The organism is Finegoldia sp. P1-F-LS, assembly GCF_052932205.1.
On sequence record NZ_JBRFJH010000002.1, the window covers coordinates 209019 to 233199 of the forward strand.

Sequence of the window (24181 nt, forward strand, 5' to 3'; positions counted from 1 at the left end):
TTTTTATTTTCGATTATTTTATGTTCAAAAATTGTTGCATAAATTCGAAAGGACCATTATCCACTTGTACTTTTGGATTGTTGATGGATGTGTCTTCTTTTGAATTTAATGAAATGTTCATTTTTTCAGCATCCTTTGATTTAGGAGTGGACTTCAAATGGACATCGTATGATTTATCTTTGAATTCGAATGACAAATTGAACATATCTTCTTTGTTAGTTGTTTTCAAAGTGTTGATTTTGTCTTCGAATTCTTTTTGAGATTGTTCTGATTTAAGATTGTTTTCAATTTCTTGAAGTTTTTGTTGTTCTTGGTCTGTAAGCTCGCTTCCCTTGGCAAGTTTGGCGTATTCTTTGAAGTTTTTCAATAAAGTTTTTCTTGAATACTCCATAACTTTTGCCCATTGTTCACCAGTCAAATTCACAGAATATTTGTGGTTACCATCATCAGTAACTTTCAATTCTTTGTTGTCAATCACGAAATCTTTTGCGATTTTGATTTGGAATTGTGTATTAGATGATAAAAGTGGCATGAAAATTGTGAAGTCTCTTACAGTTGTAGCTTGAAAGTTTTGTTGTGTTAATTTTTGCAAAATTTCTGTAACATTGAAGTACAAATTCTTTTTAATCAAGGCTTCCTTCATTTTTCCTGGAAGATTGTTAGCGAATGCATCGTAATTCAAATACGCTTTTCCATCTTGGATTGCGAAGTGAAGTTCTCCCAAATTATTGCCTTGGCCAGCTAATTGTGCGACATCACTTGTAACAGTTGCCATTGCAACTCCTGTTTTCTTGTCTTGTGTTGCAGTGACTTTTATTTCTTTTAGCTTGGAAGTTTCGTTCTTAAATTCATAAGATTGGTTCTTCCATTCAGTTGTTTTTCTAAAATCGTTTAATAAGCTCACTTTTTCTTTTGTTTGAGAGCAAGCACTTAAAGTTATTACCATAAGTAGTGATAATAACACTAATGTAAATTTCTTTTTCATAAATTCCCCCTGACTATATTATTATAACAGATTTGGGCAAATGTTTTTAAACATTTCACAATTGTAGACTTATTGTAATAAAATGTTGAATTTTGAAGTATAAAATGACAAATAAATAGTTGAAATATAGAAATGTTGGATTATAATTAAATTGAGATAATAAATTTGAAAAATATTAGGGGGTTCATATGGTAGTAGGTAAATTAAAAAAAACAATAACACTTGTTATTATGATGTTGTTACTTTTATCGTCTTGCCAAAAAAATGAAATTAAAAACGATGAGAAAAAAGCAAATCAAAACGAGACAGTAAAAGTAGATATTGACGAAAAGGATAAAGCTAATATAAACAAAATTGTAAAAACCTTCATAGTTGAAAAATACCACAAGACGGAAAAAGATACGAATAAAATTAGATTGAGTGAAAGCCTTGAAAAATTTTTAGCTAAAAAACCTGATAATAAGTATTATGAATTATCCAAACTGGAAACATTGGATTTTTATAAAAATAAGGATAAAATTATGGTCTTAGTGAAGACCTGGATTTCTACTAAGGACCAAAAATCTGGAGAAGGCGCGATAATGAGGATTTTAATATCTGAAAACAAGGATGGGTATGTCGTAGAAAAAGAAGTGGATGAAGATAATATAGAATCGAGAAATTATCAAACAAAACTATCCCCAAAAGATATCAAACATTATCTTAAAAAATCATTGATAATGAATGGGGAAAACATATCGGATTCAGAGATAGATAAAAAGATAAAAGATATTGATGTGTTAGATTTTTACTCATATATTGGAATGTTTGAAGTTCAAAAAAGTAAAGAAACTAATGACGATTTAATCCATGTTTTAGAAAATCATGAATACAAATAATTAAAAAAGGAAAGTTCATCAAAAAGAACTTTCCTTAATTTTTTGTTATTTTAATTTTTCTAATAATTTTAATGTGTAATCGTACATTCTTTGAGTAGATTCAATTCCCAAATGTTCCAATGGAGTGTGAGCTCCGAAAATATCTGGACCGAAACTAATCATATCGCAATCAGGAAGAACGCCTTTCAACAAACCACATTCCAAACCTGCGTGGATTGCAGTTACATTAGCTTTCTTGCCAGTCATTTCTTCGTACAATGCTGGAGCAACCTTTGCCAATTCTCCATCAGTGTTGAATTCCCATGCTGGATATTCTTTTTCGATAACAGTAGTTCCGTGAGTCAAATAAGCTAATGATTTGATCTTGTCGAACATATTGTGAAGTTCGCTTTCTACAGAACTTCTTACACAACAAGTAACCTTGATTTGTTCGTCGTCTGCTTCAACAACACCAACGTTTGAACTTGTTTGAACCAAACCTTCGATGTCTTGTGAAGTTGAAATAACATCGTTGATTAACAAATACAAGAATTTAACGATAGATTGAGAAGTTTCTTTTGAATAAGAAAATTCTGTTTTTTCTGTTTCTTTAATATCCAAAACCAAGTTAGGATCTGTTTTTCTACCTTCGTGACGAACGTATTCTCCAATTTCGTTTAAAATATTCATTGCTTTGTCCAAATCATCAACAGTGATGATAGCGTGAGCATTCTTTGCGATGGCATTGTGTTTTGATCCACCGGAGATTTCTTGCAATCTAAAATCCATTTCCAAAGCAACTTTGTTCAAAAGTCTTGCCATTACTTTGATGGCGTTTTTGTTTTGTTTTTGAATTTCAAGACCAGAGTGACCACCATTCAAACCAGAAAGAGAAATTTCAATAGCTTTTGACAAGCCTTCTGATTTTTCGCTCTTGAAAGTCGTGATAGCATTTGCTCCACCAGAACAGCTTACAATGAAGTCTCCTTCAGTTTCAGTGTCGATGTTTAACAAACGAGTTCCGCTCAAATGTTCAGCAGTCACACCGTTTGCTCCGTCCATTCCACGTTCTTCATCAATTGTTACGAGAACTTCCAATTTTGGATGAGCAACATCATCAGAATCCAAAATAGCTAAGCAAAAAGCAACAGCGATTCCATCATCTGCTCCTAAAGTTGTGTTATCTGCATAAACATATCCGTCTTTAACGTGCATTGAGATAGGATCTTTTAAGAAATCGTGGTCTGAATCATCAGTCTTTTCGCAAACCATGTCCATGTGTCCTTGCAAAATAACAGGTTCTGAATTTTCGTAACCTTTTGTAGCGTCTTTTTTGATAATTACATTGTTAAGATGATCTTGGTATACTTCAAGTCCTCTTTCCTTTGCAAAACTAACCAAAAAATCTGAAACGCCTTTTTCATTTCCCGAACCACGAGGAATATCGTTTAATTGTTTGAACCAATGAAACACATTCTTTGGTTGTAAATCTTCATATCTTTGCATGAGTAACCTCCTATTTATATTCTTCCTTTATTATAACTCTTTTACATTATTTTGTAATCTAATTGACAAGATTATTTACAATATTTACGATAATATCCATACCATTAGAGATATCATCATAGCTCATCTTCGCAAATCCAATCAAAAACACATTAGTGTTCATGTTTTTATCCAAATAAAAATCATCGATAGGAATGACATACACAGAATTTTCTTTCAAAGTTTTCAACAAAACATCACTGTCAATCCTCTTATCGACCTTGATTACGACAGATGTGCCACAATCAGTTTTCTCAAAATTAATGAATTTGCAGCCGTTAATTTTCGAAAAAATAATTTCGTATTTTTTTGCGTACACCTTCTTCATTTGATTGACCTGCTTTTCAAAATCTCCGCTGTCGATAAACTTGGACAACGCAGATTGAACGAAAATCGACACAGGACATCTCTCAGATTTTAATACAGAATAAAATTTCTTAATCAGATTTTTAGGCAAAACCATAAAACTCACACGCATTGCAGGAGTTACCGTACGTGAAAAATTCCCAATGTAAATCACCTTATCATTCACATCCAAAGTTTTTAATGGGGAGATAGGACGAAGCTTGTATTTGAATTCTGCATCGTAGTCATCCTCAATTATGTAGCGATTATTTTTTTCGTAAGCCCAATTCAACAAATCAATTCTTTTATTAATAGGCATAATCGCAGAAGTAGGAAACTGATGAGAAGGAGTCACGCTTACAACATTTGCATTTGTTTGTTTGAGAAAATCTATGTCAATCCCATCTTCATTCACATTAATCGGCGTGCTGTCGAAATTATTGTAGAAACCAATTCCGTGATATGCATATCCAGGATTTTCGAAACCAAAAACGGGATTGTTAAGAAGATTTTTAATCAAAATCAACAACTCGTTGCTGCCGGAACTCACGACAATTTGATTGGGATTCACGATAATTTCTCTGAAATCTTTCAAATAATTTGAAATAGAACGCCTTAACGAAAATAATCCCAAACCATCGACTTTTCCCAAAATAGCATCATCATCTTCATTAATTGAATCCCTGAAAGCTTTTCTTATCTGCTTGTATTTAAAACACGATTTATCCACACCTGAAAATGAAAAATCATACTTGAAAGTATTCTTCTCCTCAACAATCATATCCTCTTCATCAAAGCTTGTATCGTTTTGCAAAATATGACCAGATTTTTCTACAAAAAACCCACTTCTCTCACTGGAACGAATGTAGCCTTCCTTTTCCAATTGATAATAGGCATTGGACACAGTGTTTATCGAAATATTCAGCTCATTCGATAATTTTCTAATAGAAGGAAGCTTGTCATTAGTCTTCAATTGTTTCGTGTTAATCTTTTCTTTTATAGAATCGTAAATTTGATTATACAAATAATCCTTGTCGTTTAAATTTATGAACATAAAATCCTCCGTTGGATTAAGTATAACACATCTGTACCCATAAAATTATTTTATTTTGCTACTATAATTAGATGCAATTTGCATGTATTATAAAGGCGAGGTGATTTTAATGGATATAAATGAAAAATTAAAGGGCGGAGTAATAATGGATGTAATCAATGCTGAACAAGCGAGGATTGCAGAAGCAGCAGGAGCGGTAAGTGTAATGGCACTTGAAAGAGTTCCTGCAGATATTAGAGCTGCTGGAGGAGTTAGCAGAATGAGCGATCCTAAAATGATTGAGGAAATTATGAAAGCTGTCAAAATTCCTGTGATGGCAAAAGTTAGAATTGGTCATTTTGTTGAAGCGCAAATTTTGGAATCGTTGGGAATTGATTACATTGACGAATCAGAAGTTTTGTCTCCGGCAGATGACAAATATCATATCGACAAATCAAAATTTAATACTCCTTTTGTTTGTGGAGCGAGAAATTTATCGGAAGCTTTACGAAGAATCAAAGAAGGCGCCAAGATGATTAGAACAAAAGGTGAAGCTGGAACAGGAGATGTTGTCCAAGCGGTTACACATATGAGACAAATCATGGGCGAAATTTCATTGGTGAAGTCTTTGAAGGAAGATGAATTGTACGACAAAGCAAAAGAAATGGGAGTTTGTTTTGAATTATTGAAATACGTTCACGAAAACGGAAAATTACCTGTACTTAATTTTTCTGCAGGTGGAGTTGCAACTCCTGCTGATGCGGCGTTGATGAGACAATTGGGAGCTGAAGGTGTGTTTGTTGGTAGTGGAATTTTCAAAAGTGGAAATCCTGAAAAACGTGCCAAAGCTATCGTAAAGGCTGTGGAAAATTACAATAATCCTGATGTATTGCTTGAGGTGAGCAAAGATTTGGGAGAAGCAATGGTGGGAATTAATCCAGATGAGATAAAAGTAATTATGGCTAATAGATAAAACGAAATAAACTAAACAAAGGCTACCTGAAAATTGGTAGCCATTTTTGGTTTATTACAAGTCTAAACTTTTCCATAATTCAGAAATTGGTTTGCTATTTTTTTCATCATTTAGGTAATCTTCATAAGCTTTTTCAGCTAAGATTATGTCGTATTCATCTTCAATTTTTTCGAATAAAGCATTTTTAAAAGCGTCTTCCAAAGTAATAGAATGATTTTTCGCATAATTTTTCGCGAGAATCATTTCTTCTTGAGTTAATTGAATATTAATTTTCATAATGCTACACTCCTTTATACATATTTTACTTCAATATCTAAATTTATGATATCATTTTCTTTAAATTTATTGTAATAGCTAGAAGTATTTACTATAATTATTAATGAAAGGGGTAGAAAATGAAAAAACTAACTACATCAAAATTTTTATTAGATAATAAATCTAAATTACAAGAAATTATAAAAAATTTGGAAACTGATTTCAAATACGTTTCTATTTTGGGTTGCGATGTTGATGGGGCAAGTTATTCTGTGACTACATCAGCAATTTCATTAAATCCATCTCCTGATTATCAAAGAGGATTTGTAATCAGAGTGTACACTGATTTGGGATTTAGTGAGTATTCATTTAACGAAGTGAATGTAGATGAAGTATGCGAAAATGTCCGCAAAATCGCACTTGAAGATCGTAAAAAAATCGTCGAAGGCTTGGACAGAGTAACTTACGACAGACTTCCAAATGACGACGAAATCGTAAAAGAAAAAATCACTGAAGTTGAAAACTTACCAGAACAAGATAATCCTGAAAAAATTATCACTACGTTACAAAAAATTCACGACGAAGTTAAATCAAAATACGAAAAAATCGTTCAACTTTCTTTGAGATTGAATATTACGCAAGTTAACAAAATTTTCTTATCCAAGAATAAAGATTTGTACCAATCTTACGCTTATTCAACAGGATTTGCAATGGCAGCAGCAACTGATGGAAAGAATACTAAATTAGATTTTATTTCTAGTTCTGGATTGTGTGGAAGTGAATTGATTTCTGAATTCGAAAAAGCAGCGGATGATGCTTGTAGAAGAACTGAAGAATTACTTACAGCAGACAGAGTTGTTCCTGGAGAATACGACATAATTTGCGATCCTGATTTTACAGGACTTATCGCTCACGAAGCTTTCGGCCACGGAGCTGAAATGGATATGTATGTAAAAGAACGTGCAAAAGGAAAAGAATACCAAGATAAGAGAGTTGCAAGTGACAAGATAATCATGCACGACGGTGCGACTGCTTTCGACGAAGTGTCAAGCTATTTATTCGATGACGAAGGAAACTTGGGAAGAGATACTGTGATTATTGACAAGGGAATTTTGCGTCACGGAATGTGCGATGAATTGTCTGCGATTTTGTTGGGACAAGAATCCACAGGAAATGGCAAGAGAGAATCTTTCAAGAGAAAAGTATACACTCGTATGACTAATACTTTCTTTGAAGCGGGCGAAGATTCTGTTGAGGATATGATTAAATCTGTTGACAAAGGATATTTGTTGGAAGGTTTCTCATCAGGAATGGAAGATCCGAAAAACTGGGGAATTCAATGCGTTGCAATGAAAGGCCGTGAAATTATAGATGGCAAATTAACAGGCAAAATCGTAAGCCCAGTTTATTTGACAGGATATGTTCCAGATTTATTGCAATCAATCACACAAGTTTCCAATGGACTTGTACTTTCTGGTGGAGGATATTGTGGAAAAGGCTGGAAAGAATGGGTTAAGACATCGACTGGTGGATCATACATTAAGGCAAAGGGGATTTTAAGTTAATGGAAAGATTAATTAATATATTAAAACAAAATGAAAAAATTACCGACTGGATAGTTGTCAACACTGTGTCCAAATCTAACGAAGTTTTTTTGATAAAAGACAAGGTGGACATGAATAGAAGTTGCGTGACTAACGAAACATCTGTGAGGGTGTTCGTTGATTTTGAAGAAAACGGAGACAAATTCAAAGGTGACAGCACAGTTGTGTTGAACTTAAATGACAGTGAAGACGAAATCAAAGAAAAAATCGACAGAACTGCTTTTGCAGCGAAATTTGTCAAGAACAAATACTACGAACTTCCAGAAAAAGAAGAAGGATATGCTACATTAAAAGACATCAAAGTGTGTGAAGATTTGACAGATAATTTCAAAAAAGTTCACGATGTTATCTACAAAGATTACGGCTACCAATCAAAAGTAAATTCCTGCGAAATTTTCGCCTACGAAAATCACAAGCATGTCGTTACATCAAAGGGTGTGGATGTAGAATATCCATCTAACAAGTTTACGTTTGAAATCGTAACTGATTGTAACATTGGTGATGAACCTGTCGAAATATTCAACGGATATGATTTGACAAGTATTGATTATTCGAAAATCGAAGAAATTGTCGACAAACAACTTTTGGAAACTGAAAAAAGATCAAGCGCCGTTAGAAATGAAAAAATGGAAAATATGAGAGTACTTTTATCAAACGAAGCTGTCGAAGAATTCTTGTATTACTATTACGACCAAGCGAGAGATGCCATGATTTATCAACAAATCAGCTCGGCAAAATTAGGCGAGAGATTTTTCGGAGAAAATCCAAAAGTAAATTTCAACATGAAAATCAATCCGATTTTAGAGACATCAATCAACAAAAGACCTGTCGATTCAGAAGGTAAAAAACTTGTGGAGTATGATTTGTACAAAAATGGTGTCGTTGAAAATTTAGTTACTAATGCAAAGTTCAGTTACTATTTGAATGTTAAAAACATGGGACAATCGCCAGTTTTCGAGGTGTGTGGTGGAGATATTTCTGTGGAAGAATTAAAATCACAAGATTACATTGAAGTGTTGGCGTTCTCATCATTTTTGATGGACAGCGCTACAGGAGATTTCGGTGGAGAATTCAGACTTGCAAGACTTGTAAAAGATGGTGTGGAATCATTCATAACAGGTGGATCAATTTCATTAAATGTAAAAGACATACAAGATTCTATGATTTTCTCAAAAGAATTGAAATCTCGAAAGAACAGCTTAGCTCCAGCAGTTATTGCATTCGATAATGTAACAGTTGCAGGAAAATAAGGAGGTAAAATTGAAACAAAAAGATAGATTTGGAGTGTTGGAATTATATGCGTATTGTATTGGATATATTTTGTTAATAACAATTTACAGATTTTTCAAGACAAATGAGTTTGATGCTGTAGGATTTTTGAAAATAGCAGCTACAATTTTTGTAGTAGCATCGGCTACGTTTGCAATTTTCAATAAAGGATCATTCAAGAAAACATCTTCTGATTACAAATTACCTATGATAATGATAACGGCTGTAGTGTCTATTCTAGTTTCGGTATTTATATTCTAAAAAAATAAAGGTTTGAACATTGGAAACCCAATATTCAAACCTTTTTTAAATTCCGAGAACAAATTCGTCGTCGTTGTGAATTGTTTTAACCAAAAATCCTGATTTAGCCAAGAAATAAGTCGTAGTTAATGTGGATAAAACATCAGACACTGGCATCGCTGACCACACGCCTGTAAGTCCGAAAAGTTTTGGGAAAATCAACATCAACGGCAACAAATAAATAAGTTGTCTTGTCATTGTCAATATGAAACCAATTTTTGGTTTGCCGATTGCTTGGAACAATGACGATCCAATTATGGAATATCCAAGCATGAAAATCATCGAATTGTAAATTCTAAGTCCAGGAATTGCGATGTCCTTGATGACTGCATAATCTTCAGGTCTTGAAATAAAAATCTTCACCAATAAATCTGGCCTAATCATTGTGAATGCCCAATTCAAAACCATGTACACAGTTCCTGCAACAACTGCAATTCTTAGAGTGTGCTGAACACGTCTGTATTTGTGCGCTCCGAAATTAAATCCTAAAATTGGTTGGATACCTTGGTTAATACCGAAAATCGGCATGAATGCAATTTGTGAGACACTGTAGATAACACTCATAGATGATGTCGCCAAATCTCCACCGTAAATTTTAAGGGAATTGTTGAAAATAATATTAATACCACTAGCTACAAGTTGCATCGCAAATGGTGACACTCCTAGTGCGAAAATTTGCTTGCAAAAATGAAAATCGAGTCTGAAAGTTTCCTTAGTCAAACGCAATAACGCACGATCTGAAAGGAAATATCTCACAACCCAAATACTAGATAAAACTTGACCGATAATTGTCGCCCAAGCAGCACCTTTAACTCCCATTTGCATTGGGAAGATGAATATATAATCCAAAATAATATTGGAAATCGCACCGATAAACATCGTTACCATCGCAGCTCTAGGATTGCCTTCTCCACGAATGAAATTGTTCATCGCAAAACCAACCATTTGAAAAGGCGCACCATACAAAATAATTTTTCCATAATCGTAAGCGTAAGGCATCAAAGTGTCACTTGCACCGAAAATCTTCAAAAACCATTTTAAATTTAAAAGAAAAATCCCTGATATCAAAACCCCAAAAATAATAGATAAAACCATAGACGTGCCGAGGATTATTTCTGATTCTGTTTTCTTGCCTTCACCGAATTTAATTGAAGAAAGTGAATTGCCACCCACACCAATCAACATTCCGAATGCCATCAAAAATAAAAAAATCGGGAAAATCAAATAAACGCCACCAATGGACATTTGATTTACACCGGCACCAAGGAAAATTCTATCTACAACATTGTACAAAGCTTGAACCAACATTCCAACAGTCGCTGGAACTGAAAATTTCCAGATTAATTTTGGAATGGATTCATTGCCGAGAAGTTTTGATCGTTGTTCGTTTAAATTTTCTATAATAATCGCCCCCTAATCAAAATAATACATGCTATTATACATTAAACAACAAACATAATCAATGATTTATAAAAACTTTCAATAAATAACTAAAGCAATTAAAATGCCATTATGATAATATAGATGTAGAATAATAATAAAAAGGATGATCACATGAAAATACTACACGTAATCGCACAACTTCCGAAGCAAACTGGAAGTGGCGTTTATTTTACAAATGTAATTCAATTTATGCAACAAAACCATGAAAATGCTGCTGTTTTTGGAATACAAGATGATATAAAATTAAACTTGGATGAATCAATTAAAACTTATCCTGTGGAATTTAAAAGCGAAAAATTAAACTTTCCAATAGTTGGAATGAGCGATGAAATGCCTTATGATTCAACGAAATACAGCGACATGACACACGATATGATTGAAGATTGGACAAATGAATTCACGAAACAATTGAAAAAAGCAAAACAAGAATTCAAGCCAGATGTCATCGTATCTCATCATTGTTGGATGTTAAGCAGTCTCGTGTTAGATATTTTCGATGAAACTCCTGTTTTATTACTAAATCACGGAACAGACATCAGACAAACCAACCTCAACCCAGAATTGTTCATGACATGTGTGAATAATCTGAACCGTGCAAAAAAAGTTCTCGCATTAAGCAAAAAAGACGTAGAACCAATTTCTGATATATTTGAAATCGACAAAGAAAAAATCGTCGTAATGGGTGGTGGTTACAACAGCAATATTTTCTACAGAAGAAAAGAAGACCCACACAACGAAAGAATTACACTATTGTTTGCAGGGAAATTATCGCACGCAAAAGGAGTGTACGAACTTTGCAAAGCATTCAAAAAGCTAGAAGAAAAATACGATAATTTGGAATTGACATTAGTCGGAGATGTCGACATAGAAACAAAAATTGAGTTGTGGGACCAAACGGCAAACTCGCTTCACTTCGATTTGCACAACACATCTTGTCAGAAAAACCTCTCCAACAAAATGAGAGCATCGGACATATATGTGCTTCCAAGCTACTACGAAGGATTGGGACTCATTGCAATCGAAGCATTGGGTTGTGGAATGAGAGTCGTTGTAACAGAAATAGAAGGACTCATCCAAACACTAGATGACGAAATAAATAACAGTACAGCCATCGAATTTGTCAAAATGCCACGACTCAAAACAATCGACAGGCCTTACGAATCAGAAATCGAACCATTCGTCGACAGATTGGCACAAGCTATTGAAAAACAAATAATCAGAGTTCAAAACCAAGAACCAATACCAGAAAAAATCCACGAATTAGTATTGAATCATTCTTGGGATCATATTATGCTTGAAATCGAGAATGAGTTGATGGAAATAGTGGAGAAATAATTTAAGAAAATTTTACTGAATGCAGCTTTTAATTTATTAAGAGCTGTTTTTTTATTGGAAAATAGAAGAAATAACGAACTTTATTTTAGCTATTTCAAGATAATTTAATTAAAAAAAATGAAGCACAGGAAATTCTTGTAAGAATTAATTTGATAATAAATATCATTGAATAGAATGTGAAATTATAGTAAAATGAAAAAGTTCTTTAGATGATAAAGAATATCATTAATAATTTAATAGGAGGTTCTTATGAACAAAAAGAAGATTATTTTTTCTTTGGTTTTTGTATTTGCTTTGATTTTTGGATTAAATGTTAATTCGAAAGCAGCGGATGACAAATATACAGCGGATGATTTTGTGATTGTGGGAGATACTGTATACGGTTTTTCAAAAAGCGGAGTACAAAAGCTAAAAAGAAATCAAAATGTTGTGCTACCAACAAAAAGCAAAAAAAATGTAGATTTGAAAAAAATAGCAAGTTTTGCTTTTGTGCACGATAAGAGTAGTGAGATTGACGAGTATACTCAAAGAGCAGGCGAAAATGGAGAGGTTAACAACTTAGATGTTGATGGAAACGAAATTAAAAAGCTTGGAGAAGATTTCGGGCAATTAGACATAGAATCTGTAGAGATTCCTAAAGGATATACTTATATTGGACAGGATGCTTTTCGAGGAAATAGTAATATTAAAAGCGTTAATTTACCAAATACCATCACTAAAATTAGTGATTATGCATTTGCACATCTAAGGTTAAAAACTATAAAATTACCGGATAATTTGGAATTTTTGGGAGAACAAGTATTTTTTGATAATCAAATAGAAGGCAAACTTATTTTACCTAAAAATTTAACAAATTTAGGAGAAAGATCTTTTAAATCTAATCAAATTACAGAATTAGAATTTAATTGTGAAAAATTGGAAATTATAAAAGAACAAGCTTTTGAAGATAATAAAATAAAGCAAGCGAAACTTCCAGATAGTGTGAAAAAAATTGAGATTGGTGCATTTAATGGAAACCTTGGTGATGAAAACTACGCAATGAAAGTTGTGCTTTTCTCAAGTGGAAATGTGGACAACAAAGATTCTTCTTCCATTGTTAATCCGACAGAAGAAGACAAGACAACTTCAGTAGATGTGGATAGTTCAAAATGGGATGAAAAAGATTTTGTATTTGATAAGGGCAAGGTTCTTGGATTTTCTGGTATCGGGAAATTAAAAGTTCGTAAGAATAAGGATCTTGTAATTCCTGAAAAGAATGGGAAATATCCTATTGATGAAATAGGAGATGATGCATTTAGAAATGTGGATTTTGAAGGTAGTAGTTTAAACAAATACGATTTGAAAAGCATTAAACTTCCAAAAACTGTGAAAAAAATAGGAAAGTTTGCATTCCAGTCTAATTATTTGACTGAATTTGAAGCTCCAGAAGCTCTTAAAATAATTGGAGACGGAGCATTCATGAATAACAAGATAGAAACGCTTGAATTAAGCGAAAAGACTGAAATAATTGGAAGTAGTGCGTTTCATATTAATAAATTATTTGCAATAGTGATTTATCCAAATGTTAGGGAAATTGGAATTTCAGCTTTTAGAAATAACGATGCACAAAATGTAATGTTTATGGGCGATAAAGTTGAAAAAATAGGAGAAATGGCTTTTTGTAACAATAAAATAGATGAATTGGATTTGAGTTTATTAACAAAATTAAAAGAAATCCCTGTTCAAGCTTTTTACAAAAATAGCATTACAAAGGTTACAATGCCCGAAAATTTGGAAAGTGTAAAAGAAGAAGCATTCAGACACAATAATTTAAAAGAGATTGATTTTTCGAATAAAATCAAAGAAATAAAATTTAACGCATTTGACGATAACAAAGTTGAGGATAACTACAAAAAAGTTTTAGTTAAAATAAAAGGAAAAACATTAGCTGATGGAAACAATTTTGTTGTTAATCCTGAAGAAACTACGAAAAACAAAGATGATTTGAAAAAAATTTTGGATGAATTAAATAAGTTAGATTTAACACAACTTAGAGATGATACTCAAAAGCAATTTGAAGATATGAAGGCTGAAGGTGAAAAACTGTTAAAACAAGATAAATTATCTGAGGGTGCTAAGTTAAAGTACATCCATGATACTCAGTTTTTTATAAATCGCTATAAGTTAGACTCATTAATTAAAAAAGGAGAACTAACTATTAAAAATTATCCACAGAATTCTGAGATTTTGAAAGATAAACTTGAATATGCTAAAAAATCTTATAACAATTCAGCTGTTGTGGATAATAAATTAACTCGTTTAACAAAAGAATTACAAAATCTTATTAATATTGTTGAAAACAAAGGGAATATGGCAGATTCAATAATGAAACAAGGCCAATTTGAACTTAAAACTCCACTTCCAATTCCGTCCTATTATATTGGAATGAATGTGTATTTTGACAAAAACGGCAAAATATTGTATGTGTTAGATATGTCTTATACTATTGGAAAGGGACAAAAAGACGAGTACGGAAATGAGATTTTGAATGTTGATGAAGATAATGAAGGTTATCATATGTTAGCCTTGGAGACTTTGGATGATTATGAAGGGCTAAATTACTCAGATATTTTGAAATCAAATGTAGATAGTCTTGGAAAAATCAGAAAAGTTGATGATAGAGCAAAATATCATAGGGAAGGAATTTTTGAAGCAATAAAAGATGCTTGCAAAGATTTTGAAAAGGAAAATATAACAAAACCAGGCAAGGAAAACCCAGCAAAACCAGAACAACCAGGCAAGGAAAACCCAACAAAACCAGAACAACCTGGTAAGGAAAACCCAGCTAACCCAGGAACAACAACACCAAGTAACCCAGGAACAACAACACCAAGTAACCCTGGAACAACAATACCAAGTGTACCTGGAACAACAACACCAGAAACACCAGCTCAAACACCAAAAGCAACAACAAGAGTTGCAGGAGCTGACAGAATCAACACAGCAGTAGAAGTATCCAAAAAATACTACAAATCTGCTGAAACAGTAATCATAGCAAACTACGAAAAATTCGCAGACAGCTTATCAGCATCAGCATTATCAAAAGCATTAAAAGCACCAATCTTGCTAGTACAAAAAGATCAATTAGACTCAGTAGTAGCACAAGAAATCAAAAGACTTGGAGCTAAAAATGTAGTTGTAATAGGTGGAGACCACTCAGTAGATAAAGCTAAAAACAGCCTATCAAAATACAACGTACAAACAATAGCTGGATCTGACAGATACGAAACAAGCGCTAAGATTGCACAAGAAATAATCAAACGTACAGGAACAACACAAGCAGTCATCGCAAGCGGAGAAACATTCGCAGACGCATTGACAGTAGCACCACTAGCAAACAAAAACAACATGCCAATACTACTTGTACAACCAAACAACATACCAAAAGCAACACAAGAAGTATTGAAACAAATCAAAAACACAATAATTGTAGGTGGAGAAAAGACAATCTCTAACCAAGTAGCAAACAAACTACCAAACGCTACAAGAATTGCCGGAGCAAACCGTTACGAAACAGCAAAGAAAATTTACGAATACGGCTTCAAAGATAGAACAGAAGTTAACATCGCAAATGGAACAAACTTTGCAGACAGCTTAGTAATAGGCTCCATTGATTGCCCAATATTATTAGCAGAATCAAACGAAGTACCAGAAAGCACAAAACAAGCTATCAAAGACTCAAAATTTGAAAAAGTTAATGTATTTGGTGGAGAAAACTCAATAGATGAATCAGTTGTAAAAGAATTGATTAAATAAAGTTAAAACGCAGCACATAAAAATATTGTGCTGCGTTTTAACAAAAAAATTAATCTCTACTAATTTGAACATAATTAGTACACATTCATAGTTTATTATATAGGTATAAACAAAGTAAGTTTAATCTCAAGAAACAATCTCCTCCCTTAATATTGTTTTAACCTTAGATTAAACTGGAGACCATTTAGATGGTCTCTTTTTTATATTAAAATTTTAACCTAAAAAAAAGCTAACTCGTTTGAGTTAGCTTTTCTACTATAATTTATTGTTCAAATGGTTTCGATAAGAATTTGAATCTTTTTTCTATTACTTTGATGTTTGATGGTGTTTTTTGGTACAATTCTCCGTCTGTATCTGCGATTAATCCTTCAGGTGAGATGAACTTTATTTCTTTTGCTTTGAATGTCTGAACGCCTTCGTTTTGTTCGTTAAAATCAAGGCTGTTTGATTGTCCAAACATTGCTTTGAATGCGGCGATGTTGGATTCTTCAACTACAAATACGTTCAATATTCCATCGCTTGGGCTGATGTCAGATATTGGAATTTCAACTCCACCGGAATACAACCCATTAACGACAAACACCATAACGGCATTTCCTTTTAAAGTTTTGCCGTCGATTTCCATTTCGTAATCAAATGAATTGTCTTGTGTTAATGTTTCAAAAATTTTCGGAATATATGTCAAGACACCAAAAGTTGATTTGTCGGCATCTTGCATTTTTTGTGCGTTTTCTGATGCCATTCCTACTGTCCAGAAATTCAGAGCTATTTTGTCGTCATTTAAAATGCAGTCGTATTCTTTGACTTCTGCATCCAACAAATTTTCACTTGCTTCTATTGGATTTGCTCCAATATTCACAGTTCGTGAGAAATCGTTGAATGATCCTCCAGGAATAATTCCTATGACAGGGTTCATGTCGTAATCATATAATCCATTGATGACTTCGTTTATTGTTCCATCGCCTCCGACTACGATTACCAAATCAAAATCTTTTAATTCTTCACATTTTTTGTAGAAATCACCTTGTTCTTCGCTTTGGAAAAACACTGTTTCATTTGATAATTTTAGTATATTAGGACTACATTTGCCTAATACTTCAAATATGTCTTGTTGTCCTGAATTATCGTGATACATTACGATTGATTTTTTGAATTTATTCATTGAGTCCTCCTAAAAATTTTACGATTTGTACAATTATCATTATGATAGGTTGGTGAATTAAATAAATCATCAAACTTTTTTTCCCCATTTTTGATAATACATTTTCTCTTACATTTAATTTTATATCTAAAAAATCGTGTGCGCAATAACCAACTAGATACATGAAATACCAAGGTATTAATGGGAAATAATCGCCGCTGTAGAATTTGTCGTTGTAAAATCCAACGAAACTAAACAGATTGCTACTTATATTCACAGGATGAGCACTTATTTTGTAAGTTAAAATAAACAACACAAAAGATAGGGCACATAATATTTTTTTGTTAAGGGTTAATTTGTCGACAAATATTGTCAAGAAAGATGCTGCACACAATAGATGAATTATCCCAAAAACTATGAAAAACTCATTTGCGAAAAAATACGTCGTAACACTCAAAATCATTGACACGATTAAGAGTGTGATTGTGTGTTTCTTGTGATTGTGGGACAAATTGAAGCAATAGCCCGATATTAAAATGAAGCTAATGCAGATGAATCTCTCCCAAATCATTCCAGGCGTATTTACAAACCATTCGATTTTGAAATTTTCCATGTAAACAAGATCGAACAGCAAATGATAAATCACCATGTTTACAATCGCAAATCCCCTTAATGTATCGATTAAATTATTTCTTTTCATCATATCATTGGTGAGAATACTTTTAGTATTACGGATATAATTTTTCTAAACACGCTTTGGCTTTCCAATTGTCTGGAGAAAATTTCTCGTGATTCAGATTGCATTTCCAAGAAATCTTCCTTTAAATCGGAAATAATGTGTGAATCGTAGTACATTGCTCCGTTTTCAAAGTGTAGATACAATGATCTAAAATCGAGATTGATAGAGCCAATGACACAGTATTTGTCATCACTAATACAACTTTTTGCGTGCAAAAATCCTGGTGAGTATTCGAAAATTCTAACGCCCGCTTCTAAAAGTGGCTTGTAGTAAGTTCTTGTAACCATATACACCAATTTTTTGTCGGGAATTCCAGGGGTCATGATTCTGACATCGACACCGCTTAACGCCGCATCTCTTAGGGAATCTATCATGTCATCTGATGGAATCAAATACGGAGTTGTAATGTAGAAATATTTTCTGGAACGAGACACCAATTGCATGTACGCACCCTTTCCAACAGGAACATCGTCTAATGGAGAATCCGTATAAGGTTGGCAATAACCTTCGTTTTCAGAAACATCTGGGACAGTTTTTTCGAAATAATAATCGTAGTCGAGCTCATTGTCATCATACAATTCCCAAATTGACAAGAACATTATCGTAAATGACCACACACCATCACCTGTAACTCTGATTCCTGTGTCCTTCCAATATCCAAATTTTTGGATTTTGTTCATGTATTCATCTGCCAAATTAAATCCGCCAGTGTAAGCGACTTTTCCGTCGATAACGATGATTTTTCTGTGATCTCTGTTGTTGTGACGAGGCATTGGTAGAACTCGAATCGGATTGAAAACTTGAACTTTGATGCCTTTTGCTTTTAGTTTGTTGTAATATCTACGCGAAAGTTTCGTCATGCAACCGAAATCGTCGTACAAAATCCTGACATCGACACCTTCTTTAACTTTTTGTTCCAAAACTTCCAAAATATTATTGAACATGTAGCCTTCTTCGATTATAAAAAACTCTAAGAAAATATAATCCTTTGCGTTTTTCAAATCTTCCATCAAATACTCGAAGAAAACTTCACCGTTTTTTAAATATTTCGAACTCGTTTTTGAAAAAACTGGAGCGTGAGCTGTTGTGTTTATGTAAGTTGCGATTGACTTGGAGTCTCCTTCAAGCTCGTCAATTACATTACCATTTGACAAGATATGGTTGTTAAACGTTGAACTTATCGTGTCCATTCGTCTTTGTTGTGCACGGACGAATCTGTTTCTTCTGAAAAACAAATAGAACACCGCTCCAAACAACGGAAATATCCATATAGGAATAAGCCATCCTAGTTTGAAACTCGGGTTTACATCGGTGTTGACCACCATTATCGTAAAAGCGAAGGATATTATAATGTTTAGTGTGTACACATACACAAAGTTTCTTTGAAAACTTAAAATCAAATAAACTAATAGAGAAATTTGAATGATAAACACAATTGCCAGAAGCATTATTCTACTAGTTAAAAATTTGAATAATTTTTTCATTTGCACCTCCACAAATATTTTTAAATTTACTTAATTATAACACAAAACCCCGGCCGACTTTGAAAATCAATTCAAAATCGCCAGGTTTTCTTCTTTTATATTATTATATTATACTAATTTTACTCTGTGATATACTTTCTTACCCTTTTTGATGATAAGTTCATCGTCGTTAAAATCGTGAATTGTGATAACTCTTTTTGGATCAGCTTCCTTGTTGTCATTAACAGAAATTCCGTTTTGAGTTACAAGTCTACGCGCTTCGCTGTTTGATTGAGTAAGGCCTGTCATTGTCAACAAATTCAACAAACCAATTCCATTTTCAAAATCCAAAGCTTTCATTTCAGTTGTTGGCATATTTTCATCAACAACATTTGAATTGAACAACGCATTTGCTGTTTGACGAGCTTCTTCTGCTTTTTCTTCGCCGTGAACTAATTTGCACACCTCAAATGCCAAAACTTCCTTAGCTTTGTTGATTTCGCTTCCTTCTAAGCTACCAAGTCTCTTGCATTCATCAGTTGGCAAGAATGTCAACATCAACAAGAATTTTTTCACATCTCTGTCGTCAACATTTCTCATGTATTGGAATAAATCGTAAGGAGTTGTTTTGTTTTCGTCCAACCATACAGCGCCTTTTTGTGATTTACCCATTTTAACTCCGTCAGCAGTAGTTAAAAGCTTGAAAGTCATCGCGTAAACCTTGTCATTTTCCAATTTTCTTACCAAATCGTATCCGCCTAAAATATTTGACCATTGATCAGAGCCGCCCATTTGTAATTTACAACCATATTTTCTGTATAATACCAAATAATCGTATGATTGCATCAACATATAACTAAATTCGAAAAATGTTAGACCTTGTTTCATTCTGTTCTTGTAACTTTCCAAAGTCAACATTTGATTTACAGAAAAATGAACGCCGATTTCTCTCATGAAATCCAAGAAATTCAAATTCAACAACCAATCCTTGTTGTTTTCAATGTAAGCCTTGTCTTCACCAAAATCGATGAATCTTGTCATTTGGGAATAAAATCTTCTGGCGTTTTCGTCGATAACTTCCTTAGTCATGATACTTCTCATATCGTTACGACCGGAAGGATCACCAATCATTGTTGTTCCACCACCCAAAAGACAAATAGGAATGTGACCGTGAGCTTGCATTCTCATCATAACCATAAGTTGAATAAAATGGCCAATAGTCAAACTATCTGCAGTCGCATCGAATCCGATATAAAATGGAACTCGTTCTTTTCCAAGTAAATCTCTCAATTCATCCTCATAAGTAGCTTGTTCAAAATATCCACGCGCTACCAATTCGTCGAACACATTTTCATGTTCAAATTTGTAATTAATCATAAACTCCTCCTATAAAATAAAAAAAACTCTTGACACGAAAGGGCGAATCTACGCGGTACCACCTTTCTCATCAAAAGCTCATGTTCCATGCAAAGTATGAAACTACCTTGAAAACTCATGTGTTGTAATTCCCGAATAATCGGTACTGGTCACAATCATAATTTTCTATTAAGTTATAAAGATTGTATACTAGAATTAAATTCTAGTCAATAGCAAAATGATTTTTTTATAATTTCGTAGCCAAATGATTGATAAGCACCTCAATCGCAACCTTATTCTTGCCACCTTTTGGCACAATCAAATCGGCAAATTTCTTGCTAGGTTCGACGAAAAGTTCATGCATTGGCTTTACAGTTTCCATATATTGAGTCAAAATCGATTCAATAGTTCTGTCACGTTCCACAACATCTCTTGTAATTCTTCTTTTGAGTCTGACATCTCCGTCACAGTCAACGAAAACTTTCATATCCATCAAATTTCGAAGTTCTTCGTTTTCCAAGACCAAAATTCCTTCGACAATCACAATTGGTTTGGGAACTTTTTTCAAAGTATCAGAGCTTCTAGTGTGAATTGTAAAATCGTAAGTTGGAATGTTGATTTCTTCATTATTAATAATTTTTTTAACGTGTTCAATCAATAAATCCGTTTCAAAAGATTGCGGATGATCGTAATTCAAACTCGCGCGTTCTTCCATTGTCAAATCATCATGAGCGAAGTAATAATTGTCGTGTTCAATAATTTCTATTTTATCTTCAAAATGTTTTTTCAAAGTCTTCACGATTTCAGTCTTACCCGAAGCACTTCCACCTGCGACTCCCACAATATACGGTTTCATAATAGCCTCCTAGTTATTAGTTAATTTTAATATAAATTTTACAAATTTTCAAGAAAAAGCGAAGACAACATTTCAAAAGGACTTTTCAAAAATGAAAAAAATATGGTAAAATAATAATAAACTATCACAAATTGTGATTGGTAAAATTATTTGGAAAATGTTTTTACAAAAGGAGATTTGAAATGTCAAAAAACACTAAACTTATTATTTACTCGTTGATTTACATATTGTTCATGATAATCATCAGATACACATTGTCTCATGCGCATGGATTTTTGATTGATCATTGCTTGATGATATTCTTGGCAATCGCAGCGTTACTTGGATATTTTCATGGATTTATTTTCAAATTCAATTTTACGATTGTATTCGTAGCGATATTTATGATGCTTTTCATCGGACAAATGACACCTCCATCAAGAGGATTCATCGAATATTCATTTATCGACTTTTATTACGTGTCGGCTTCGACGATTTTCATGTTAGTAGCAGACATTGCAGGATCCATCAGAAAAACTCACATGATTCAAAAAGAGATTTTCTTGGAACAATTAGAAAAAGAAAAAAACGCTAAGTTATTTAAAAAATAATCAACCAAACCATCAAGTGTACGCTTGGTGGTTTTTAAAATTTTACCTCAAAATGCTTTAATCTGGAAAAATAAATAAAATAATGTTAAAATATAGATTATAGTTTATTAAAAGAGAAGGAAGAGAATGGATATACTACAAAAATTATCAGAAGAATTAGACATAAAATATGATAACGTTGTTAAGACGGTTGAATTGTTAGATGAGGGAAACACTATTCCATTTATCGCCAGATATAGAAAAGAAATCACTGGAAATTTGACTGACGAAACGTTGAGACAATTAAACGATAGGCTTACATATTTGAGAAACTTGCAAGAAAGAAAAGACGACATCACACGTCTTATCGATGAGCAAGGAAAACTAACAGAAGATTTGAAAAAACAAATCGACGAAGCGACTATTTTGACAGAATTAGAAGATATTTATCTTCCATTTAAGCCTAAGAAAAGAACTCGTGGATCGATCGCTGTAGAATTGGGACTTCAACCTGTTGCCGATATGATAATGGAAAAGACTCATTTATTGGCAGAAATCGAGAAAAAAGCTTCAGAATTTATCAACGGAGAAGAAATCAAAACAGTTGATGATGCTGTAGCGAAAAGTTTGGATATCATAGCAGAATTCGTATCGGAACAAAAAGTGTTCAGAGATATCGTTCGTAATTCTTTCGTTACAGAGGCGATTTTGAAAACTGAAGAGAAAAACGAAGATGAATCCGGCACATACAAGATGTACTACGATTTTTCTGAGAAAGTAAAAGATGTCAAAGCCCACAGAATTCTTGCAATCTTTAGAGGAGAAAAGGAAGGATTCTTGAAAGTTTCATTCGTTTTAAATGACGATTACAATATTTTCAAAATTATGAGAAAAATCGCAAGGAAAAATGATTTTGAAACTTACGATTTGATTGAAAAAGCAGTCAAAGATAGCTACAAGAGATTGATTGTTCCATCAATCGAAACAGAAGTGCGTCAAAGCATGAAAGAAATGGCAGATGACGAATCAATCGGCGTATTTAAAAGCAATTTGAAACCTTATTTGATGCAACCTCCTATCAAAGAAACAGCAATTATTGGACTTGACCCTGGATTTAGAACTGGTTGCAAAGTCGCTGTAATTTCTGAATACGGAGATTTCTTGGACAGTGCAGTAATATATGTCACTGATGCCAGAAAACAAATCCAAAGAGCAGATGAAACTTTGAAGGAATTTATTAAAAAATACAACGTAAAGTTAATCGCAATAGGTAACGGAACAGCTTCTCGTGAAACAGAAAAATACGTATCTGATTTGTTGGCGCAAATTGACGACGAAATATTCTACGCAATTGTAAACGAAGCAGGAGCTAGTATTTATTCTGCATCCAAGCTTGCAATCGAAGAATTTCCAGATTTGGATGTAACAATCAGAGGAGCAATCTCAATCGCACGTCGTATTCAAGACCCACTTGCAGAATTGGTTAAAATCTCTCCACAATCGATAGGAGTTGGACAATACCAACACGACGTCAACCAAAAAAAATTAAAATCATCACTCGAAGAAGTAGTGGAAGATTGCGTAAACACAGTTGGTGTCAACATCAACACAGCAAGCTCTGCACTTTTGAATTACGTATCTGGAATTACGAAAACAACTGCGAAAAACATCGTGGATTACAAAATAGAAAACGGACCATTCACTAATCGTCAAGAAATATTGAAAGTAAAAGGAATTGGACCAAAAGCATTCGTACAATGTGCAGGATTTTTGAGAATTCCTGAAAGCGAAGAAATATTGGATAACACAGAAGTTCACCCAGAAAGCTACGAAATCGCAAAACAAATCATGAAATACGATTTGAACGATATCGACGTGAAAAAACTGTCAGAGGAATTGGAAGTGGGAGAACCTACTTTGCGAGATATAATTGAAGAACTCAAAAAACCAGGTAGAGATCCACGTGACGAAATGCCAAAACCAGTTCTACGACAAGATGTATTGTCAATTGACGATTTGGAAGAAGGAATGATAGTCACAGGAACTGTAAGAAATGTCGTGGACTTCGGCGCATTCATAGATATTGGAATAAAAGAAGATGGACTTTGCCACATATCCAAAATGAGCAACTCCTACATCAAAAACCCAAGAGAAGTGTGCGAAGTAAGTGACACCGTAAAAGTAAAAATAATTGGAATAGACAAAGAAAGAGGATTGGTTTCTCTGTCAATGAAATTGTAAAATGGGCGCTGTAATAGCGCTTATTTTTGTGAGAAAATTCAATTGACAATATGGGATATATAACATAAAATATAATC

19 protein-coding genes are annotated in these 24181 nt (G+C 33.4%); 9 read left to right on the forward strand and 10 right to left on the reverse strand.

All coding sequences use genetic code 11. The features are described from left to right. Positions 1-13: 13 nt before the first annotated feature. On the reverse strand, positions 14-985 hold the full coding sequence (locus tag ACU68Y_RS03115) for a hypothetical protein (protein ID WP_002839003.1): 972 nt from the start codon (positions 983-985) through the stop codon (positions 14-16). A gap of 188 nt (positions 986-1173) precedes the next feature. On the opposite strand from ACU68Y_RS03115, the gene ACU68Y_RS03120 reads away from it, so the two are divergent. Then, positions 1174-1863 (forward strand): hypothetical protein, encoded by a 690-nt coding sequence (locus tag ACU68Y_RS03120; protein ID WP_446755508.1) that lies wholly within the window; start codon positions 1174-1176, stop codon positions 1861-1863. 45 nt (positions 1864-1908) lie between these two features. Here ACU68Y_RS03120 and ACU68Y_RS03125 read toward each other — a convergent pair whose 3' ends face one another. Next, positions 1909-3348, reverse strand: a complete 1440-nt coding sequence (locus ACU68Y_RS03125) for an aminoacyl-histidine dipeptidase (RefSeq protein WP_002839002.1) — start codon at positions 3346-3348, stop codon at positions 1909-1911. Between the two features lie 58 nt (positions 3349-3406). After that, positions 3407-4786, reverse strand: coding sequence for a MocR-like pyridoxine biosynthesis transcription factor PdxR (gene pdxR / locus ACU68Y_RS03130; protein ID WP_446755509.1), 1380 nt, complete (start codon positions 4784-4786; stop codon positions 3407-3409). A gap of 109 nt (positions 4787-4895) precedes the next feature. Between pdxR and pdxS the strand changes: the two genes are divergently transcribed. After that, entirely contained in the window at positions 4896-5738 is an 843-nt protein-coding gene (pdxS, locus tag ACU68Y_RS03135) for a pyridoxal 5'-phosphate synthase lyase subunit PdxS (protein ID WP_002840912.1), read from the forward strand. 54 nt (positions 5739-5792) lie between these two features. Here pdxS and relB read toward each other — a convergent pair whose 3' ends face one another. Then, the gene (relB, locus tag ACU68Y_RS03140; protein WP_304152029.1) at positions 5793-6014 is read right to left on the reverse strand and encodes a type II toxin-antitoxin system RelB family antitoxin; all 222 of its coding nucleotides are present in this window, start codon (positions 6012-6014) and stop codon (positions 5793-5795) included. Positions 6015-6133: 119 nt separating this feature from the next. Here relB and ACU68Y_RS03145 point away from each other — a divergent pair, with 119 nt between their 5' ends. The 3 genes from ACU68Y_RS03145 to ACU68Y_RS03155 are packed head-to-tail and all read left to right on the forward strand — an operon-like array spanning position 6134 to position 9127. Continuing rightward, positions 6134-7558, forward strand: coding sequence for a TldD/PmbA family protein (locus tag ACU68Y_RS03145; protein WP_002838984.1), 1425 nt, complete (start codon positions 6134-6136; stop codon positions 7556-7558). Then, entirely contained in the window at positions 7558-8847 is a 1290-nt protein-coding gene (locus ACU68Y_RS03150; RefSeq protein WP_094202982.1) for a metallopeptidase TldD-related protein, read from the forward strand. Before ACU68Y_RS03145 ends, ACU68Y_RS03150 begins: the two co-directional genes overlap by 1 nt. Positions 8848-8857: 10 nt before the next feature. Next, positions 8858-9127, forward strand: coding sequence for a hypothetical protein (locus ACU68Y_RS03155; protein WP_446755510.1), 270 nt, complete (start codon positions 8858-8860; stop codon positions 9125-9127). A gap of 45 nt (positions 9128-9172) precedes the next feature. Here the strand turns inward: ACU68Y_RS03155 and ACU68Y_RS03160 are convergent, their stop codons facing one another. Continuing rightward, positions 9173-10573, reverse strand: a complete 1401-nt coding sequence (locus tag ACU68Y_RS03160) for an MATE family efflux transporter (RefSeq protein ID WP_446755561.1) — start codon at positions 10571-10573, stop codon at positions 9173-9175. A 147-nt stretch (positions 10574-10720) separates the two neighbouring features. Between ACU68Y_RS03160 and ACU68Y_RS03165 the strand changes: the two genes are divergently transcribed. Both ACU68Y_RS03165 and ACU68Y_RS03170 read left to right on the forward strand, forming a co-directional pair. Beyond that, complete coding sequence (locus tag ACU68Y_RS03165) at positions 10721-11944, forward strand: glycosyltransferase family 4 protein (RefSeq protein WP_316530404.1); 1224 nt, start codon at positions 10721-10723, stop codon at positions 11942-11944. 249 nt (positions 11945-12193) lie between these two features. Further along, the gene (locus ACU68Y_RS03170; protein ID WP_446755511.1) at positions 12194-15739 is read left to right on the forward strand and encodes a leucine-rich repeat protein; all 3546 of its coding nucleotides are present in this window, start codon (positions 12194-12196) and stop codon (positions 15737-15739) included. Between the two features lie 262 nt (positions 15740-16001). Here the strand turns inward: ACU68Y_RS03170 and ACU68Y_RS03175 are convergent, their stop codons facing one another. From ACU68Y_RS03175 to udk, 5 genes are all read right to left on the reverse strand, one after another. Then, a complete protein-coding gene (locus ACU68Y_RS03175; RefSeq protein WP_002836968.1) occupies positions 16002-16901 on the reverse strand; it encodes a diacylglycerol/lipid kinase family protein in 900 nt (299 codons plus the stop codon). Continuing rightward, positions 16894-17580 carry a heparan-alpha-glucosaminide N-acetyltransferase gene (locus ACU68Y_RS03180; protein ID WP_446755512.1) on the reverse strand — a complete coding sequence of 229 codons (687 nt, stop codon included), beginning with the start codon at positions 17578-17580 and terminating at the stop codon, positions 16894-16896. The genes ACU68Y_RS03175 and ACU68Y_RS03180 overlap by 8 nt, the downstream gene beginning before the upstream one ends. Continuing rightward, on the reverse strand, positions 17580-19103 hold the full coding sequence (gene cls / locus ACU68Y_RS03185) for a cardiolipin synthase (RefSeq protein ID WP_002837035.1): 1524 nt from the start codon (positions 19101-19103) through the stop codon (positions 17580-17582). The genes ACU68Y_RS03180 and cls overlap by 1 nt, the downstream gene beginning before the upstream one ends. A gap of 108 nt (positions 19104-19211) precedes the next feature. Further along, positions 19212-20459 carry a tyrosine--tRNA ligase gene (tyrS, locus tag ACU68Y_RS03190; RefSeq protein ID WP_316530665.1) on the reverse strand — a complete coding sequence of 416 codons (1248 nt, stop codon included), beginning with the start codon at positions 20457-20459 and terminating at the stop codon, positions 19212-19214. 226 nt (positions 20460-20685) lie between these two features. After that, positions 20686-21294 (reverse strand): uridine kinase, encoded by a 609-nt coding sequence (gene udk / locus ACU68Y_RS03195; RefSeq protein WP_002836878.1) that lies wholly within the window; start codon positions 21292-21294, stop codon positions 20686-20688. Positions 21295-21476: 182 nt separating this feature from the next. On the opposite strand from udk, the gene ACU68Y_RS03200 reads away from it, so the two are divergent. Beyond that, complete coding sequence (locus ACU68Y_RS03200; protein WP_060790877.1) at positions 21477-21884, forward strand: hypothetical protein; 408 nt, start codon at positions 21477-21479, stop codon at positions 21882-21884. A 126-nt stretch (positions 21885-22010) separates the two neighbouring features. After that, positions 22011-24104, forward strand: coding sequence for a Tex family protein (locus ACU68Y_RS03205; RefSeq protein ID WP_446755513.1), 2094 nt, complete (start codon positions 22011-22013; stop codon positions 24102-24104). The last annotated feature ends 77 nt before the right edge of the window (positions 24105-24181 follow it).

Bases quoted from the DNA above. Each gene is read 5' to 3' on its own strand.
- ACU68Y_RS03115 (WP_002839003.1), bottom strand. From the start codon at position 985: ATGAAAAAGAAATTTACATTAGTGTTATTATCACTACTTATGGTAATA.
- ACU68Y_RS03120 (WP_446755508.1), top strand. From the start codon at position 1,174: ATGGTAGTAGGTAAATTAAAAAAAACAATAACACTTGTTATTATGATG.
- ACU68Y_RS03125 (WP_002839002.1), bottom strand. From the start codon at position 3,348: ATGCAAAGATATGAAGATTTACAACCAAAGAATGTGTTTCATTGGTTC.
- pdxR (WP_446755509.1), bottom strand. From the start codon at position 4,786: ATGTTCATAAATTTAAACGACAAGGATTATTTGTATAATCAAATTTAC.
- pdxS (WP_002840912.1), top strand. From the start codon at position 4,896: ATGGATATAAATGAAAAATTAAAGGGCGGAGTAATAATGGATGTAATC.
- relB (WP_304152029.1), bottom strand. From the start codon at position 6,014: ATGAAAATTAATATTCAATTAACTCAAGAAGAAATGATTCTCGCGAAA.
- ACU68Y_RS03145 (WP_002838984.1), top strand. From the start codon at position 6,134: ATGAAAAAACTAACTACATCAAAATTTTTATTAGATAATAAATCTAAA.
- ACU68Y_RS03150 (WP_094202982.1), top strand. From the start codon at position 7,558: ATGGAAAGATTAATTAATATATTAAAACAAAATGAAAAAATTACCGAC.
- ACU68Y_RS03165 (WP_316530404.1), top strand. From the start codon at position 10,721: ATGAAAATACTACACGTAATCGCACAACTTCCGAAGCAAACTGGAAGT.
- ACU68Y_RS03170 (WP_446755511.1), top strand. From the start codon at position 12,194: ATGAACAAAAAGAAGATTATTTTTTCTTTGGTTTTTGTATTTGCTTTG.
- ACU68Y_RS03175 (WP_002836968.1), bottom strand. From the start codon at position 16,901: ATGAATAAATTCAAAAAATCAATCGTAATGTATCACGATAATTCAGGA.
- ACU68Y_RS03180 (WP_446755512.1), bottom strand. From the start codon at position 17,580: ATGAAAAGAAATAATTTAATCGATACATTAAGGGGATTTGCGATTGTA.
- cls (WP_002837035.1), bottom strand. From the start codon at position 19,103: ATGAAAAAATTATTCAAATTTTTAACTAGTAGAATAATGCTTCTGGCA.
- tyrS (WP_316530665.1), bottom strand. From the start codon at position 20,459: ATGATTAATTACAAATTTGAACATGAAAATGTGTTCGACGAATTGGTA.
- udk (WP_002836878.1), bottom strand. From the start codon at position 21,294: ATGAAACCGTATATTGTGGGAGTCGCAGGTGGAAGTGCTTCGGGTAAG.
- ACU68Y_RS03200 (WP_060790877.1), top strand. From the start codon at position 21,477: ATGTCAAAAAACACTAAACTTATTATTTACTCGTTGATTTACATATTG.
- ACU68Y_RS03205 (WP_446755513.1), top strand. From the start codon at position 22,011: ATGGATATACTACAAAAATTATCAGAAGAATTAGACATAAAATATGAT.